The following is a 16,064-nucleotide window of genomic DNA, read 5'->3' on the forward strand; positions in this document are numbered from 1 at the left end:
CGGCAGCCTGGTCAAAGCATTTCCAGCGGGCCCGGGCCGTCGGGCGGCGGGAAGATGCGGTCGAGCTCGGCCAGCTGGGCGGCCGACAGCGTATGCGACAGCGCGCCCAGGTTCTCCAGCAGGCGCTCGCGCCGGCTGGTCTTGGGGATGGCGATGACGCCGTCCTGCGCCAGCAGCCAGGCCAGCGCCGCCTGTGCCGCCGTCATGCCGTGGTCGCGCGCAAAGCGCTTCAGACCGGGGTTGCCCAGCAGGCGTGACTGCTCGATCGGCGAGTAGGCCATCACCGGCACGCCGCGCTGGCGCAGCCACGGCAGCAGGTCCCATTCGATGCCGCGCCGGCCCAGGTTGTACAGCAACTGGTTGATGGCCAGCCGGTCGCCGCCCGGTGCGTCCCACAACTCCTGCATATCGGACAGGTCCAGGTTGCTCACGCCCCAGCGGCGGATCTTGCCGTCGCGCTGCAGTGTCTCCATGGCCTGCACGGTCTCTTCCAGCGGCACGCCGCCGCGCCAGTGCAATAAATAGAGGTCGATGCGGTCGGTGCGCAGCCGCTTCAGGCTGCGCTCGCAGGCCTGCACGGTGCCGCGCCGGCTGGCGTTGAAGGGATAGACCTTGCTGACGAGGAAGGCCTCGTCGCGGCGCCCGGCGATGGCCTCGCCGATCATCTCCTCGGACTGGCCCTCGCCATACATCTCGGCGGTATCGATCAGTCGCAGGCCAAGGTCCAGGCCCAGGCGCAGCGTGGCGATTTCTTCGGCGCGTGCGGCGCGCGACTCGCCCATATTCCACGTTCCCATGCCGAGCGCCGGGATGCGCTCGCCGTCGGGCAGGGTGACTTGCTTCATGTGTCGGCTTCCTGGTTTGCCGGGTCAGGTGCCGGGCGGCACCCAACCACACTAGTTAACAACACCTGGAATGTACAAGCCGCGCGGGCCGGGATTGCTTCAGACCAGTCCGGTCAGAAAATACACCGAGATGACGAAGAACACCGCGGCGGTCTTGATCATTGTGACGGCGAAGATATCGCGGTAGGACTCGCGGTGGGTCAGGCCGGTCACCGCCAGCAGCGTGATCACGGCGCCGTTGTGCGGCAGCGTGTCCATGCCGCCGCTGGCCATCGACACCACGCGGTGCAGTACTTCCAGCGGGATCTGCATGGCCTGTGCGCCCGCGATAAAGGTCTGCGACATCGCCGCCAGCGCGATGCTCATGCCGCCCGAGGCCGAGCCGGTGATGCCGGCCAGCGTGCTGACCGAGACCGCGGCATTGACCAGCGGGTTGGGAATCGCACGCAGCGCGTCGCTGACCACCAGGAAGCCGGGCAGGGCGGCGATGACCCCGCCGAAGCCGTATTCCGATGCCGTATTCATCGACGCCAGCAGCGCGCCGCCGACGGCGCCCTTGGTGCCCTCGGCAAAGCGCTCGCGCAGGGCGCCGAAGGCGGTCACCAGCACCACCGCGATGCCCAGCAGCAGCGCGCCTTCCACTGCCCAGATCGCGGTCACGCTGGCGATCTTGGTTTCCACCGGCTTGGGCAGGCCCGGCAGCGCCACGCTGTTGGAAGGGCCATACCAGAGCGGGATCATCCGCGTCAGCCAGAAGTTGGCCACGCCCACCACCACCAGCGGCAGCAGCGCCAGCAGCGGGTGCGGCAGCTTGCCGGACTGGCTGCGCTCGGGCTCGTTGCGCAGGTTGGTGCCGTAGCCTTCGCCACGCGCGGCGGCGGCGCGGCGGCGCCATTCCAGGTAGCTCAGGCCCACCACCAGGATAAACAGCGAGCCGGCCACGCCCAGCACCGGTGCGGCCCAGGAGGTGGTGTTGAAGAAGTTGGTGGGGATGATGTTCTGGATCTGCGGCGTGCCCGGCAGCGAATCCATGGTGAACGAGAACGCGCCCAGTGCGATCGCGCCCGGCATCAGCCGCTTGGGGATGTTGCTCTGGCGGTACAGCTCGGCCGCGAACGGATAGACCGCGAACACCACCACGAACAGCGACACGCCGCCATAGGTCAGCAGCGCGCATACCGTGACGATCACCGCATTGGCGCGCGAGCGCCCGATATAGCGGATCGCCGCGGCGACGATGGACTCGGAAAAGCCGGACAGCTCGACCACCTTGCCGAATACCGCGCCTAATAGGAACACGGGGAAATACAGTTTCACGAAGCCGACCATCTTCTCCATGAAGATACCGGTGAACACCGGCGCGACCGCGGACGGGTCGGTCAGCAGCACCGCGCCCAGCGCGGCGATGGGCGCGAACAGGATCACGCTGTAGCCGCGGTACGCGGCGAACATCAGAAAGGCAAGGGCTGCCAGCACGATCAGAAACGACATCGGATCTCCTTCAGGGTTGCCTTGTCCTGAGGTGCGGTCCGTTGCCGCGCGGGGCCTGGCGCTTGTGGCGCCTTGTCTCTGTCAGTCCGTCAGGAAAAGGGATCAGCCGGCGACTTTGCCACAGCTTGGCCCGCGGCGTAACCTCCGGTCTCGCCGCGGGGGCACTGGGATGACAGTTGCCGGCATGAGGGAGATGCGCCGTTTCAGCCGTGCTGGTGGCGGTACTCCTGCGTGCGCCCGCCGTAGCCATAGGCCGCGGCGCGGGCGTCGATCACGTGCACGTACGACACCGGATGCAGCTTGCCCAGCAGCCCCGACATGGTCTCGAACACGGCCTCGGTGAACTGCGCTTTCTCCGCCTTGGTGTTGGTTTCATCGGTCACGCTGATGTCCAGGTGGAAGGCGTTGCGGCCCTGCTCCGACAGCGGCACGTCGGCGATGATCCAGCTGTCGTGCGGGATGTACTGGACCGTGACGGCAATCACCTCGCGCTTCTTGCCGAGCACGCGCTCGGTCAGGTCGGCGATCGCCCTGGCGCTGCGGCGGGTGAGGTCGGCATCGGGTTGGCCGGACAGGTGCAGGACGATGTGGGGCATGGCTGGCTCCTTGGTTTTTCGTGGGTTGGTGATGCCATGGTAGGGGGTGGTGTAGTATCGGAAAAGCGGGAATATTCGATGCGTACCATCGGATTATCCGAAGTAATGCCACCCTTGCCGGAGCCTTGCCATGCGTGGATTCGAAACCGACCAGTTACGCACCTTTGTCACGGTCGCGGACAGCGGCAGCCTGTCGGCGGCGGCGCCCAGGCTGTTCCTGTCGCAGTCGTCGGTCAGCGAGCAGCTGCGCAAGCTGGAGGAGCGCGCCGGCGTGCCGCTGCTGTCGCGCGGCCGGCATGGCGCGGTGCCGACGCCGGCGGGCGAGCGGCTGCTGGAACACGCGCGGCGCATCCTGGCGCTCAACGAGCTGGCCCTGCAGGACCTGCGCGGCCACGCGCTGGCGGGCGAACTGCGGCTGGCCGTGACCGACTACTTCCGCCCGGGCGAGATCGCCGGCATGTTGCGGCGCCTGCGCGAGCGCTACCCCTACCTGCGCCTGCACGTGACGGTGATGAAGAGCGCGGCGATCGACGCCGCTGCGGAGATGGACACCTTCGATATCGGCCTCAGCATGCGCCTGCCGGGCACGCGCGGGCAGGGCACGCGCGGCACTGTGCTGCGGCGTGAGCCGCTGGCCTGGGTAGCCGCGCCGGCCGAGGCCGACAGCCTGTCCGCGACGCTGCCGCTGGTGCTGCTGCCCGATACCTGCTCGCTGCATCAGTACGTGGTGCAGCTGCTGCTGCGCAAGCGGCTTCCGTTCGAGATTGCGCACTCCGCGTCAGGCGTGGCGGGGCTGCATCTGGCACTGGCGGCGGGGCTTGGGATGTCGTGCCTGAACGCCTCGGCGATCGGCCCCGGCGTGGCGCCGCTGGACGCCGCCACCATTGCACGGCTGGGGCTGCCGCGGCTGCCTGAGGCGGAGTTCTTCCTGCTGCCCGCGCGGCGCGGGGAGTCAGCGTTTGTAGCCGAGGCGCGCGATGCGCTTGCCGGGCAGCTGGGCTAAGAGACGGGCATTCAGTACGACACCTCAAGTCGGGGAATGGATCACAAGACGGACTGTGGCAACCGCCACTTGTGTCGAAAGCAACATATATTGATCGCGAATAGGAATAATTCGCAATCTCGTTGACCCTGGCAATCCTGTAATCGATAATGCGCCCGCGTTTTCAAAACTATTACAGCCGATTACAGGGAAATGAGAATAAAACTTCACCCGATCTGTGCCGCGGTGGCGGGGAGCTTCGTATTTCAACCGGTGCTGACGTGGGCCCAGGCCGCGCCAGGCGCTTCGGCGCAGTTGCCTGAGGTCACGGTCAGGGCCGATGTCAGCCGCGAGCTTGGCACCGGCTATAACCCGCCCAATGCGGTCAGCGCGACCAAGACCGAGGCGCCGCTGCGCGACATCCCGCAGACCGTCAACGTGGTCACCGCCGATGTCATGCGCGACCAGCACGCCACTTCGATGCAGGATGCGCTGAAGAACGTGCCGGGCGTGTCGTTCTCGCACGGCGACGGCCAGCGCGACCAGGTGTCGATCCGCGGCTTTTCCGCCATCGCCGACCAGTTCGTCGACGGCATCCGCGACGATGCGCTGTACTTCCGCGACATGTCCAATGTCGACCGCGTCGAAGTCATCAAGGGTCCCGCGGCGGTGCTGTACGGGCGCGGCTCGTCGGGCGGCCTGATCAACCGCGTGACCAAGAAGCCGGGCATCGACGTCACCGACTTCGCACTCAGCTACGGCATGTGGGCCGACCGCCGCGCCGAAGCCGACGTGGGCCGCGTGTTTGCCGACGGCGCCGCCGCCTTCCGCGTGACCGGCGCGGTGGAGAAGGCCAACAGCTACCGCTCGCAGCAGTTCCTGGACCGCTCGGCGATCGCGCCGTCGCTGGAGCTGCGCATCGCTCCCGAAACCACCGTGCTGTTCCAGGCAGACTACCTGGAAGACCGCCGCGTGACCGACTTCGGCATCCCGGCCTACAAGGGACGCCCGGTGGACGTGCCGGCCTCGCGCTACTACGGCGCGGCCAACGCGCGCGATGCCGACTACTCGCAGTCGCGCGTGTTCTCCGGCACCGCCACGGTCAACCATCGCTTCAATGAGAACTGGTCGATCCGCAACGCTACGCGCTACTACCACTACTCGCTGGACCGCAACAACACGCTGACCAACACGGTGAACGAGGCGGCGCGCACCCTCACCATGAACCACGGCAATGTCCGCCGCGAGGAACATGGCTGGTTCAACCAGACCGACCTGACCCAGAAGGCCACCTTCCTGGGCATGAAGCACGAGATCCTGTACGGCATGGAGATCGGCCAGCAGAACAAGGACCAGGTCAACAACACCAAGCCGGTGGTCGGCGCCAACGGCCTGCCGATCGCTTTCGACCTGTTCAACCCGGTGTTGGTGGCGCTGCCGCGCCAGGCACCCGGCACGCCGGGCACGTCGAACCTTGGCGTGTTCAATACCCTGGCGTTCTACACCCAGGACATGATCACCTTCAGCGAGCAGTGGAAGGCGCTGCTGGGCGTGCGCTACGACAACTTCCAGCAGGAGACGCAGACCCGCATCGCCGGCCAGCGCAACCTGTCGCGCACCGACACCGCCTGGAGCCCGCGCGCCGGCCTGGTGTGGCAGCCGTCGAAGTCGCAGTCGTACTACGTGTCCTGGAGCAAGTCGTTCCAGCCCTCCGGCGAGGCTTTCGCGCTGGCGGCCAACAATGCCGACCTGGCACCGGAGACCACCAACAACACCGAGGTGGGCGCAAAGTACGACTGGCTGAACGGCAAGGCGAGCACGACGATCTCGGTGTTCAGGCTGGAGCGCAGCAATATCAAGATCGCCAACGCCACCAACACGGCGCTGCTGCCGATCGGCGAACAGCGCACCGACGGCATCGAGATCTCCGGCGCGGCTGAACTCGGCGGCGGCTGGCGCATGCTGGCCGGCTACGCCTACCTGGATGCCACCGTCACCAAGTCCACCGCCGCGCTGCAGGGCAAGCGCGCCACCATCACGCCGCGCCACTCCGGCAACGCGTGGCTGACCAAGGACCTGGGCCACGGCTTCGGCGTTGGCGCCGGCCTGAACCTGGTGGGCGCGCGCTATGCCGACCCGCTGAACACCGTGACGCTGCCCGGCTATGTCACCGCCGATGCGATGGCCTGGTACCGCCGCGGCTCCTTCGAGGCACAGCTGAACCTGTACAACCTGTTCGACAAGGGCTACATCGTGTCCGCGCATGGCACGAGCCCCAACCTGAACATGCCGGGTGCCCCGCGCAGCGTGATGGCCACCCTGCGCTACCGGATGTAAAGCGCAGCATCGTGGACAAAAAAACCGGGCGGTGATGAACCGCCCGGTTTTTTTTCGACTGCCGTTTCTCGTTCGGCGGGGACACGCAACGGCATGCCCCGGAGAACCCCTGAGTCCCGCGCCGTGCCGGCAGGGTCAGTGGTCGCGTTCCCAGGTCTGGGTGCGGCCGATCAGGCTGATGCCGATGAAGCCGCGTACGTTGAGCTTGTTGCCGTCCTCGGCCAGCGACATCTTGCTCTTGTAGACCTTGCCGTTCTCCGGATCGAGGATCTCGCCGCCGCTCCACTCGTTGTCGCCGGTCTTGCGCAGGCCGGAGAGGATGGTCATGCCGATGACGGGCTGGTCCTTGCGTGCGTCGGTGCACTTGTCGCACACGCGCGGCTTGCCGTCGCTCTCGACGAAGGTCTTGACCAGGCGTCCGCTGAAGACGCCGTTCTTCTCGGTGATCTCCACCAGCCCGCGCGGCTTGCCGGTGTTGTCGTCGATGGTCTTCCACATGCCGCTGGGCGTGGCCTGCGCCATCGCCGCGGCGCTGCCGAGCAGGGTTGCGGCGATCACGGCGGCGCGCAGGGTCGAAGCAAGGGGGGAATGGATGCGCATGATGTCTCCTTTGAGGTTCGTAGCCACGCCAATCTACTGGCGCCGGGGGCGCGCCGCAATCCGGCGCGGCGCGGCGCGCGCCTTTCCGCGGCCATTGCCTGCTACCCGGAAAGCCGCATGCAGCCGCCGTTTGCGGGTTATTGTGATGCAGCAAAAGGCGCCGGCGGGCGGGCGCTGAAGCAATCCTCTAAGCGGACGTACGACGCGCTGCCGGCAGGGCGAGGCGAGTGGCGCGCAGAGTCGCGAGGGTGAGAGCGCGAACACGCGAGGCACGGCGCGCGCGATCCGGATCGCTCGGCAAGCGCGCGGATCGAACACGCATGCCGATGGCTTGATCGAAGCGTCTGCCGAAGTGTTGCCGCGATGCTTCGCGAGCGTCGCGGCTTGGCTCGATCGCAACGCTTTGATGACCTCGCGATGCCTTCGCGCTGTTGCGTCGATGCAAACCGTTGCGTGCACGCATCACTCTTGGATGGTGTGTGCGACGGTGTCGCGCGAAGCGCGAAGCGAGCATGGCCGAGGCCTGGTCGCATAAGGGCGCGTGCGTGCGCTGCCGACTGTGTAAAGCATGCAGGGCGTGTGTCGCGCAGCGCGGCGCGCGCGCGATCAGGAACGTGTCCGCGCCAGTCGAAGGCTGCCGCACGCGTATCGGTGCATCGCCCGCAAAGCCTTTGTCCATGCGGCTTTTCGGAAAACGCGATGACGCGCGCAGCGGCATTGCGCAGTCGTCAGGCGCGCGTTGCGATGCTGGTCGTCAGGGTTTGTCGCGGCGTGTAAAAGCTGCGGTGCGCGGTGCGTGCGATGGGGTGTCGCGCTGCATGTGCGAGCGTGCGAAACGAGCGTCGGCACCAGCGTGCGAGCGACGCGTTGCGATGCTATCGGCAACGTCTTCGTGACCCTGCGCGTGAGAACTAGTTCGAGCGATACATGCAGGCAAGTTTTTTTGCACTTTTTTCTTAACATCATCGTGCAAACGAATTATGATTCGCCTTGACAAGAGTCTCACTTCATTGCAGAGAAGCAGGAAGCAAGATGGAACGACGAGCGCGATGCGCGCTTCGATGCAGTGACGAAGGTAGTAGCTGAGGAGCACGAGAACTTTGACGCAGACCAGGCCGGACCGGCTTCTTAAAACGCGTGCAGTCTCCCTTGGTCCATTAACGGGTTGGACCCGCTACCACCGAATGAATGCCGTCTGCCGTGCGCGAGGCCAAGCCCGCACCGCGGGCCAGCTGTCCGATATCTCCTCATTTCTGGCCGTGCGCCGGCTCAACGGGCGGTGCGGGCTGATCGAATATTCCAGGGCGCGGCACGTGCCCGAGACCCGCTTGCGGGCTCGCTCCGGCCGCCAAGTCACCGCCAGGGGCGGTGCGCCTGCAACCAAATTCATTAGCGTGCAGCAGTGGTCGGGCCGCACGCCGATGAATCGCTCGCTCGACTGGGGCCGCGCTGCTGTAGTGCGCCTCGGGTCGGTCGGGTCGCCAACTTAGGTCATTCGATATTCACTCTCTAGTGAAGGAGTTATCCATGGCAACTGCTGCAAAGAAAAAGCCGGCGGCTAAGAAGGCCGCCAAGCCGGCCGCCAAGAAGGCTGCTGTGAAGAAGGTAGCCGCCAAGAAGGCAGCACCGGCCGCCAAGAAGGCACCGGCCAAGAAGGCCGCTGTGAAGAAGGTCGCAGCCAAGAAGGCGCCGGCCAAGAAGGCCGCCGCCAAGAAGGCCCCGGCCAAGAAGGCCCCGGCCAAGAAGGCCGCGGTGAAGAAGGTAGCCGCCAAGAAGGTCGCGACCAAGAAGGTTGCAGCCAAGAAGGCTCCGGCCAAGAAGGCCGCGGTGAAGAAGGTAGCCGCCAAGAAGGTCGCGACCAAGAAGGTTGCAGCCAAGAAGGCTCCGGCCAAGAAGGCCGCGGTGAAGAAGGTAGCCGCCAAGAAGGTCGTGGCCAAGAAGGCTGTCGCCAAGAAGGCTCCGGCCAAGAAGGCTGCAGTGAAGAAGGTTGCTGCCAAGAAGGCTGCGCCGGCCAAGAAGGCTGCCGCCAAGAAGCCGGCTGCCAAGAAGGCCCCGGCCAAGAAGGCTGCTGCCAAGAAGCCGGCTGCCAAGAAGGCTGCCGCCAAGCCTGCCGCGGCCCCTGCCGTTGCTCCCGCTTCGGCTGCCAAGACCGCGCTGAACCCGGCTGCTGCCTGGCCGTTCCCGACGGGCAACCGTCCGTAAGCTGCTCCGCCACGGAGTGGACCTTACACGTTCCGCAAGGAACCGCACCGGCACGCAGCGCGTGCCCGCATGACCGGATACTGCGTATCCGGTCCGCAAGACACCAGGTCTTGCCGACCCGCCGATGGCATCCGCCCGGCGGGTTTTTTCATGGGCGCGCGCCCGCGCGCGGAGCGGTCCGCCGCAATGTTACGGAATTGCAAAGCCGAAAAAAAGCGCCGCGACCCTTGCAGGTGCGGCGCGTTCTGCTGCGCCCTGGCGCGGCCCTGCGGGGCCGCGAGGGCTCAGTGCGTGACCCGGGTCACGCCGCCCGAGGACAGCAGCCGTACGCGTTCGCCAGGGCGGAAGGCTTCGTCGGCCTCCTGCGTGATCGCGCGCATCTCGCCGTTGTCCAGGCGCACGGTGATTTCCAGCCCGCGGCGCTGGTTGATCTTGTTCTCGGCCGCGCTGCCGGCAATGCCGCCGAGCACCGCACCAAGGATCCCGGCCGCCACCGCGCCGTTGCCGCCGCCGATGGTGCTGCCTGCGGCAATGCCGCCGATGGCACCGCCCGCGAGCGTGCCGGCACCGCTCTGGCCACCCTGGATGGTGACCTCGCGGATGCCTTCGACCACGCCGTAGCGCACGGTCTGTTCACGCTGCGCCTGGCCCGTGCCATAGACGCTGTTGGAGTTGGATTGGGTAGCGCAGCCGGCAACCAGGGCGGTGACGGCAAGGACGGCAACGGCACCGCCACGTAGCTTGTTGTTCATGTCGTTTCCCGAGAAGAAGCCACGCGCTGGCCGCAGGTCAGGCGTAGCGGTACCCGAATGCAGACTGGAACCGGTTGCCGATTTCCTCGCGCGACAACCAGTGATTCTGCGGACCCTGTTGCGCGATCTTGACCGAACCCATCAGCGATGCCAGGCGGCCAGTCGTTTCCCAGTCTAATCCGTTTTCAATGCCGTAGAGCAGGCCGCCACGGAAGGCATCGCCACACCCGGTCGGGTCCACGATGCGCTCGGCCGCAACCGCCGGAATCGCGTACTGGCGACCATCGGCAAAGATGCTGGCGCCGCGCTCGCCGTGCGTGACGATGAAGGCACGAACCTTGGCGGCAACCTCGGCGCTGGTCCAGGCGGTGCGGGACAGCAGGACCTGCGCCTCGTAGTCATTGACTGTCACGTAACTGGCGAGTTCAACGAACTCGCGCAGGTCTTCCCCGTTGAACAGGGGCATGGCCTGACCCAGATCAAAGATGAACGGCACGCCGGCCTCGGCGAACTGGCGCGCGTGGTGCAGCATGCCCTCGCGGCTGTCGGGCGCGACGATGCCCAGGCCCGGCGCGCTGGCGCCGCCCAGCGCATCCTTGACGTGGTTCAGCTGCGACTGGCTCATTGCGCCAGGGTGGAAGGCGGTGATCTGGTTGTTGTCCAGGTCAGTGGTGATCATGGCCTGCGCCGTGAAGGTCTCCGGCAGCACGCGGATGTGGCCGGTGGGGATCTCCAGCTTGCGCAGGTAGTCCAGATAGGGTTCGGCATCGGCGCCGACGGTGGCCATCACCACGGGATCGCCGCCCAGCATCTTCAGCGTGTAGGCGATGTTGCCGGCGCAGCCGCCGAACTCGCGGCGCATGCCGGGCACCAGGAACGAGACGTTCAGCATGTGGATCTGGTCCGGCAGGATGTGTTCACGGAAGCGTCCATCGAACGTCATGATGGTGTCGTAGGCGACGGAGCCGCAGATCAGGCTGGCCATGCTCTCTCCAGGTGTTGGGGTGATTGGTGGAACGGAGCCCTTGCGGGCAGTATCGGTCGGGCAGAAAACAAAAAGCGGCCGCCCCGGGATGCGGGCGGCCGCTGCCGCCCGGGAACCCGCGGGTTCCCGGGCGTGCCGCTGATTTACTTCAGCGCGGCCAGGGCTGCGTCGTAGTCCGGCTCGGTCTTGATTTCCGGCACCAGCTGGCTGTACTTGACGGTGTCGTTCTCGTCGAGCACCACCACGGCACGTGCGGTCACGCCGGCCAGCGGGCCGGACTTGATGTCCACGCCGTAGTTGCCCTTGAACTCGGCGCCGCGCATGGTCGACAGCGGCACCACGTTGGCCAGGCCTTCAGCGGTGCAGAAGCGGCCCATGGCGAACGGCAGGTCGGCCGAGATCGTCAGCACCACGGTGTTGGCGAGGCCGCTGGCGGCTTCATTGAACTTGCGCGCGGAGGCCTGGCACACCGGGGTGTCCAGGCTCGGGACGATGTTCAGCACCTTGCGCTTGCCGGCGAAGTCAGCCAGCGTGACGTCCTTCAGGTCCTTGCCGACCAGCGAGAAGGCGGGGGCCTTGTCGCCGGCTTGCGGGAACTTGCCTGCGACTTCGATGGCGTTGCCGCCGAGGGTGACGTTGCTCATGTCTACTCCTTGTTGTCTGATGGATTTCCGGTTCGTGTCCGGAGCGGGGGGCGCGGCCTGCCGCCGGACTCGGATCCGGTCCGGCGGCGGGCCAGGGATTCAGGGGTAAAAAATCAGCACGCGATAGTTGGCCGGCGCCTGCTGCGTCCGGAATCGTACCCGAACCGGCAGCTCCATGCCCGCGCGAAGACCCTGCGCGGCAAAGGCCTTTTGCGACGGCTCCAGGTACTCCGCGGGTTGCAGCACGCGGCGCAGCAGCAGCTGGTCCTGCAGGTCGGTCATCACCAGCTCGATCGCGGGCAGGGCGGTGCTGGCGCGGCCCAGGTTGCGCAGCGTGACCGACAGCAGGTAGGTGTCGCCGTCTTCATCCTGGCGCTGCAGCTGCGAGGTCTCGATGCGCAGCGCATCGATGTCGCGCCATGGCGGCACGTCGCAGCCCAGCGGCGCGCAGGCGGCCTCGAGTGCCGGGCGCAGCATCGGGAACTGGCCGGCCAGATGGCTGCGTGCCAGGTAGACCACTTGCACGGCAGCGGCGATGGCAAGCACCACGGCGGCCACGCGCCAGGCGGAGCGGGGCACCGTCACGGGCTTGCGGGGCTGCCGTTCGCGCTCGCGCTCGCGCTCACGCGCGTGGCGCAGGAAGTCGGGGGCGAAGACCGGGCCGGCCGGTGCTTCGGTGCGTGCCCAGCGGCGCGTGGTCTGCTCGCGCGCGACGGCGCCGCCGGTGACGCTGGACGGCTGTCCGGTGTCGGGGGCGTTGTCGTCGTCGCCAACGGTGGGTGAGGTGGGCGCGGCAGGCGAGGTGGCAAGGCGGGCCGATGCCTCATCCGGCCATGCGGTCGGCTCGGACCCGGCATCGGCAGACGCCGCGCGCAGGAACTCGCTTGCGCTGGGGATGTTGGCAGCGGGTGCCACTGGCACGGGCTTGGCGTCAGCATCAGCCGGTTGCGGTGCTGCCGGTGCCGCCGCAGCGGCCGGGGAGGGGGGCGGTGCGGCCGGGGTATCGAGCGCGCCGTGATCGAGTGCCGGCCAGGCGGACGCGGACGCCGCTTGTGCCGGCTGTGCCGGCGCATCCTCGGCGGGTTCCGGTGCCGTGACGGGGGCGGGCCCGGCCGCCTCCGGGCCGGCAGCCTGGCGTTCCGCCTCGCGCGCATCGCGATGGGCGACGGCTTCGTTGGCTTCGCGCAGCGCCTGCTCGATCTCTGCGTCTTCCATGCCGGCGGGTGCCGGCATGGCCATGTCCTCCGGCGACGACATCAGCATCGTCGGCGCATCCAGCGCCGGCACGTCATAGCCGGGGTCGATGGTCGGGGTGAAGGCAGGCTGCGGCGCAGGCGCGGCTTTAGCCGATGCGGGCGCCGCCGAGGGGGCGGGAGGGGTGGCCGGCGAAGCAGCCGCCGATGGCGCCGATGACGCCGACGATGATGCAGCGCCGGCCGGCAGCGGAATCTCAATCAGGTGCTCGCGCGCGTCGAACACCGTTTCGCACTGGCCGCAGCGCACCAGGCCCTGGCGCAGGCGCAACTGGTCGGCGACCAGCCGGAAGGCGGTACGGCAGGCCGGGCAGCGCGTGACTAGCTTGACGGCGGCCATCGGTGTGAATCAGGGTTGGGCGCCGCGGGTGCCATGCAGGCACACCCAGCCTTCCTCGCTGCGCCACACCGTCAGCGGCAGCCAGGGCGCGTAGGCCGCGGCGACTTCATCCGCCTGGCGTTCCAGCACGCCGGACAGCACCAGCCGTCCGCCGGCGCGCACGCGCGCGCTCAGCATGGCGGCCATCAGCTTGAGCGGATTGGACAGGATGTTGGCGACCACCAGGTCATAGCTGGCCTCGGACACCGATTCGGGCAGCGCGAACGAGGCTTCCACGCGGTTGCGCTCGGCGTTGTAGCGCGACGCTTCCACCGCGTTGGGATCGATGTCGATGCCGACGGTATCGCCGGCGCCCAGCTTGCGTGCCACGATGGCCAGGATGCCGGAGCCGCAGCCGTAGTCGAGCACGGTTTCGCCCGGCTTCAGGTTCTGCTCCAGCCACTGCATGCACAGCCGCGTGGTGGGATGGCTGCCGGTGCCAAAGGCCAGGCCGGGGTCCAGTTCCAGCACCACGGCATCGGGCTCGGGTGCATCGTGCCACGACGGCACCACCCAGATGCGCTCGCCGATGCGGATCGGCTCGAACTGGGATTGCGTCAGCCGCACCCAGTCCTGGTCCTCGACCGCGCGCAGCTGGTAGGCCGGCACCGGGTCGATGCCGAGCTGGTTGGCGGCTGCCGCCACCACCACGGCCGGATCGGCATCGTCGCCGAACAGCGCCACCACGCGCGAGCGGTTCCACGCGAGTTGCTTCGGTTCCAGCCCGGGCTCGCCAAAGAGCGGCTGCTCGTCGGGCGTGTCGGCATCGGCGTCTTCCACCGAGACCGACAGCGCGCCGAGGTCGAACAGGGCATCAGACCAGGCTTCGGCCTGGTCCTGCGCCACTTCGATCACACATTCCTGAAATGCCACGGGCTTCCTTGCTTGCTGCTTGTGTATTGCGGATAACGTTGCGTTGCGTCAGGCCTTCGCGCGCTCCGCCAGGCGATGCTCGAGATAGTGGATGCTGGTGCCGCCTTCAACGAAGTTGGCGTCCATCATCAGCTCGCGGTGCAGCGGCACGTTGGTCTGGATCCCGTCCACCACCATTTCCGACAGCGCAATGCGCATGCGGGCAATGGCCTGCTCGCGCGTGGCGCCGTAAGTGATGATCTTGCCGATCATCGAATCGTAGTTGGGCGGGACGAAGTAACCATCATACGCGTGCGAGTCGACCCGCACACCCGGGCCGCCGGGCATGTGCCAGGCGGTGATGCGGCCCGGCGACGGCGTGAACTTGAACGGATCCTCGGCGTTCACGCGGCATTCGATCGCGTGGCCACGGAACTGCACGTCCTTCTGGCGCAAGCGCAGCTTCTCGCCGAAGGCGATGCGGATCTGCTCCTGGACGATGTCGATGCCGGTGATCATCTCGGTGACCGGGTGCTCGACCTGCACGCGCGTGTTCATCTCGATGAAGTAGAACTCGTTGTTCTCGTACAGGAACTCGAACGTGCCGGCGCCGCGGTAGCCCATCTTCTTGCAGGCCTCGGCGCAGCGGTCGCCGATGCGCTCGATCAGGCGGCGCGGAATGTGCGGTGCGGGAGCTTCCTCGATCACCTTCTGGTGGCGGCGCTGCATCGAGCAGTCGCGCTCGCCCAGCCAGATCGCCTGGCGGTGCTGGTCGGCGAGGATCTGGATTTCCACATGGCGCGGGTTCTCAAGGAACTTCTCCATGTAGACCTCGGGATTGCCGAAGGCGCGGCCGGCTTCTTCACGCGTCATGTTGACGGCGTTGATCAGCGCGGCTTCCGTGTGCACCACGCGCATGCCGCGGCCACCGCCGCCGCCGGCGGCCTTGATGATCACCGGGTAGCCCACGCGGCGCGCGGTGGCCAGGATTTCCTTGGGGTCGTCGGGCAGGGCGCCGTCCGAGCCGGGCACGCACGGCACGCCGGCCTTGATCATGGCTTGCTTGGCCGACACCTTGTCGCCCATCAGGCGGATGCTGTCGGCGGTCGGGCCGATAAAGACAAAGCCGGATTTCTCCACGCGCTCGGCAAAATCGGCGTTCTCGGACAGGAAGCCGTAGCCGGGGTGGATGGCCTGCGCGTCGGTCACTTCGGCGGCCGAGATGATGGCCGGCATGTTCAGGTACGACAGCGGCGACGGGGCCGGGCCGATGCAGACGGCTTCGTCTGCCAGGCGTACATACTTGGCCTCTTTGTCGGCCTCGGAGTACACCACGACTGTCTTGATGCCCAGTTCGCGGCAGGCGCGCTGGATGCGAAGAGCGATTTCGCCGCGGTTCGCGATCAGAATTTTTTCAAACATGGTCTCTCTCTGCGAGAACAGTAGCGGTCCCGCTGCGCGCCGCAATGGCACGCCGGGCGCGCGGCCCGGGGGCTGTCGCCGCCGCGGCCGCCATACTGCGCGGAACTGCATGGAACTGCACGGAACGGGCCGCGAAGCCCACAACGTCCCTGGCGCCAAACAACGCCATGGCATGCCGCGCGGGCGCTGCTGCGGGGGCCACTTGCGTGGCCGGTGGCAGCGTGCGGCGTGGCATGCCGGTCAGGATCAGCCGATCACGAACAGCGGCTGGCCGTATTCGACGGCCTGGCCGTTCTCGACCAGGATTTCCTTGATGACGCCGGCCTTGTCGCACTCGATTTCGTTGAGCAGCTTCATGGCTTCGATGATGCAGACGGTCTGGCCTTCCTTGACCGAGTCGCCGACGTTGACGAACGGCGCGGCACCCGGCGACGGCGCGCGGTAGAACGTGCCCACCATCGGCGAGGTCACCACGTGGCCGGCGGGCAGCTGGGCGGCGGCGGGCTCTGCAGCCGGAGCCACGGCACCGGCGGCCGGTGCGGCGGCCGCGGCGGGCGGCAGCGCCTGCATCTGCGGCATGGCCATCGGCGCGGCGACGATTTGCGGCGGTTGCTTGACGATGCGTACCTTGCCGTCGCCTTCGGTGACTTCCAGCTCGGAGATGCCGGATTCGGCCACCAGGTCGATAAGCGTCTTCAGCTTGCGCAGGTCCATCTTTTTATCC

Annotated in this window: 14 protein-coding genes; 3 read left to right on the plus strand and 11 right to left on the minus strand. The window is 67.2% G+C overall.

Annotated elements, in window-relative coordinates:
- Positions 1 to 11: 11 nt before the first annotated feature.
- From C265_RS02770 to C265_RS02780, 3 genes are all read right to left on the minus strand, one after another.
- Positions 12 to 845, minus strand: coding sequence for an aldo/keto reductase (locus tag C265_RS02770; RefSeq protein WP_010813170.1), 834 nt, complete (start codon positions 843 to 845; stop codon positions 12 to 14).
- Positions 846 to 944: 99 nt separating this feature from the next.
- On the minus strand, positions 945 to 2,336 hold the full coding sequence (locus C265_RS02775) for a GntP family permease (protein ID WP_010813171.1): 1,392 nt from the start codon (positions 2,334 to 2,336) through the stop codon (positions 945 to 947).
- Between the two features lie 203 nt (positions 2,337 to 2,539).
- On the minus strand, positions 2,540 to 2,932 hold the full coding sequence (locus C265_RS02780) for a 4-oxalocrotonate tautomerase family protein (RefSeq protein ID WP_010813172.1): 393 nt from the start codon (positions 2,930 to 2,932) through the stop codon (positions 2,540 to 2,542).
- A 130-nt stretch (positions 2,933 to 3,062) separates the two neighbouring features.
- Between C265_RS02780 and C265_RS02785 the strand changes: the two genes are divergently transcribed.
- Entirely contained in the window at positions 3,063 to 3,935 is an 873-nt protein-coding gene (locus tag C265_RS02785) for a LysR family transcriptional regulator (RefSeq protein WP_010813173.1), read from the plus strand.
- A 192-nt stretch (positions 3,936 to 4,127) separates the two neighbouring features.
- A complete protein-coding gene (locus C265_RS02790; protein WP_037023500.1) occupies positions 4,128 to 6,251 on the plus strand; it encodes a TonB-dependent siderophore receptor in 2,124 nt (707 codons plus the stop codon).
- A 135-nt stretch (positions 6,252 to 6,386) separates the two neighbouring features.
- On the opposite strand, the gene C265_RS02795 is transcribed toward C265_RS02790, so the two are convergent.
- Positions 6,387 to 6,851 carry a DUF2147 domain-containing protein gene (locus C265_RS02795; RefSeq protein WP_010813175.1) on the minus strand — a complete coding sequence of 155 codons (465 nt, stop codon included), beginning with the start codon at positions 6,849 to 6,851 and terminating at the stop codon, positions 6,387 to 6,389.
- A gap of 1,527 nt (positions 6,852 to 8,378) precedes the next feature.
- On the opposite strand from C265_RS02795, the gene C265_RS02800 reads away from it, so the two are divergent.
- The gene (locus C265_RS02800) at positions 8,379 to 9,053 is read left to right on the plus strand and encodes a histone H1-like DNA-binding protein (protein WP_037023502.1); all 675 of its coding nucleotides are present in this window, start codon (positions 8,379 to 8,381) and stop codon (positions 9,051 to 9,053) included.
- A 284-nt stretch (positions 9,054 to 9,337) separates the two neighbouring features.
- Here the strand turns inward: C265_RS02800 and C265_RS02805 are convergent, their stop codons facing one another.
- The 7 genes from C265_RS02805 to accB form a co-directional block, all read right to left on the minus strand.
- The gene (locus C265_RS02805) at positions 9,338 to 9,805 is read right to left on the minus strand and encodes a membrane protein (RefSeq protein ID WP_010813178.1); all 468 of its coding nucleotides are present in this window, start codon (positions 9,803 to 9,805) and stop codon (positions 9,338 to 9,340) included.
- Between the two features lie 37 nt (positions 9,806 to 9,842).
- On the minus strand, positions 9,843 to 10,790 hold the full coding sequence (locus C265_RS02810) for a carbohydrate kinase family protein (protein WP_010813179.1): 948 nt from the start codon (positions 10,788 to 10,790) through the stop codon (positions 9,843 to 9,845).
- 143 nt (positions 10,791 to 10,933) lie between these two features.
- A complete protein-coding gene (tpx, locus tag C265_RS02815) occupies positions 10,934 to 11,434 on the minus strand; it encodes a thiol peroxidase (protein WP_010813180.1) in 501 nt (166 codons plus the stop codon).
- Between the two features lie 99 nt (positions 11,435 to 11,533).
- Complete coding sequence (locus C265_RS02820) at positions 11,534 to 13,027, minus strand: DUF3426 domain-containing protein (protein ID WP_010813181.1); 1,494 nt, start codon at positions 13,025 to 13,027, stop codon at positions 11,534 to 11,536.
- A 9-nt stretch (positions 13,028 to 13,036) separates the two neighbouring features.
- A complete protein-coding gene (gene prmA, locus C265_RS02825) occupies positions 13,037 to 13,939 on the minus strand; it encodes a 50S ribosomal protein L11 methyltransferase (RefSeq protein WP_010813182.1) in 903 nt (300 codons plus the stop codon).
- A gap of 48 nt (positions 13,940 to 13,987) precedes the next feature.
- Entirely contained in the window at positions 13,988 to 15,340 is a 1,353-nt protein-coding gene (accC, locus tag C265_RS02830; RefSeq protein ID WP_010813183.1) for an acetyl-CoA carboxylase biotin carboxylase subunit, read from the minus strand.
- Between the two features lie 246 nt (positions 15,341 to 15,586).
- The gene (gene accB, locus C265_RS02835; RefSeq protein WP_010813184.1) at positions 15,587 to 16,054 is read right to left on the minus strand and encodes an acetyl-CoA carboxylase biotin carboxyl carrier protein; all 468 of its coding nucleotides are present in this window, start codon (positions 16,052 to 16,054) and stop codon (positions 15,587 to 15,589) included.
- Between the last annotated feature and the right edge of the window lie 10 nt (positions 16,055 to 16,064).

This window comes from Cupriavidus sp. GA3-3, from assembly GCF_000389805.1.
Classification (GTDB): domain Bacteria; phylum Pseudomonadota; class Gammaproteobacteria; order Burkholderiales; family Burkholderiaceae; genus Cupriavidus; species Cupriavidus necator_D.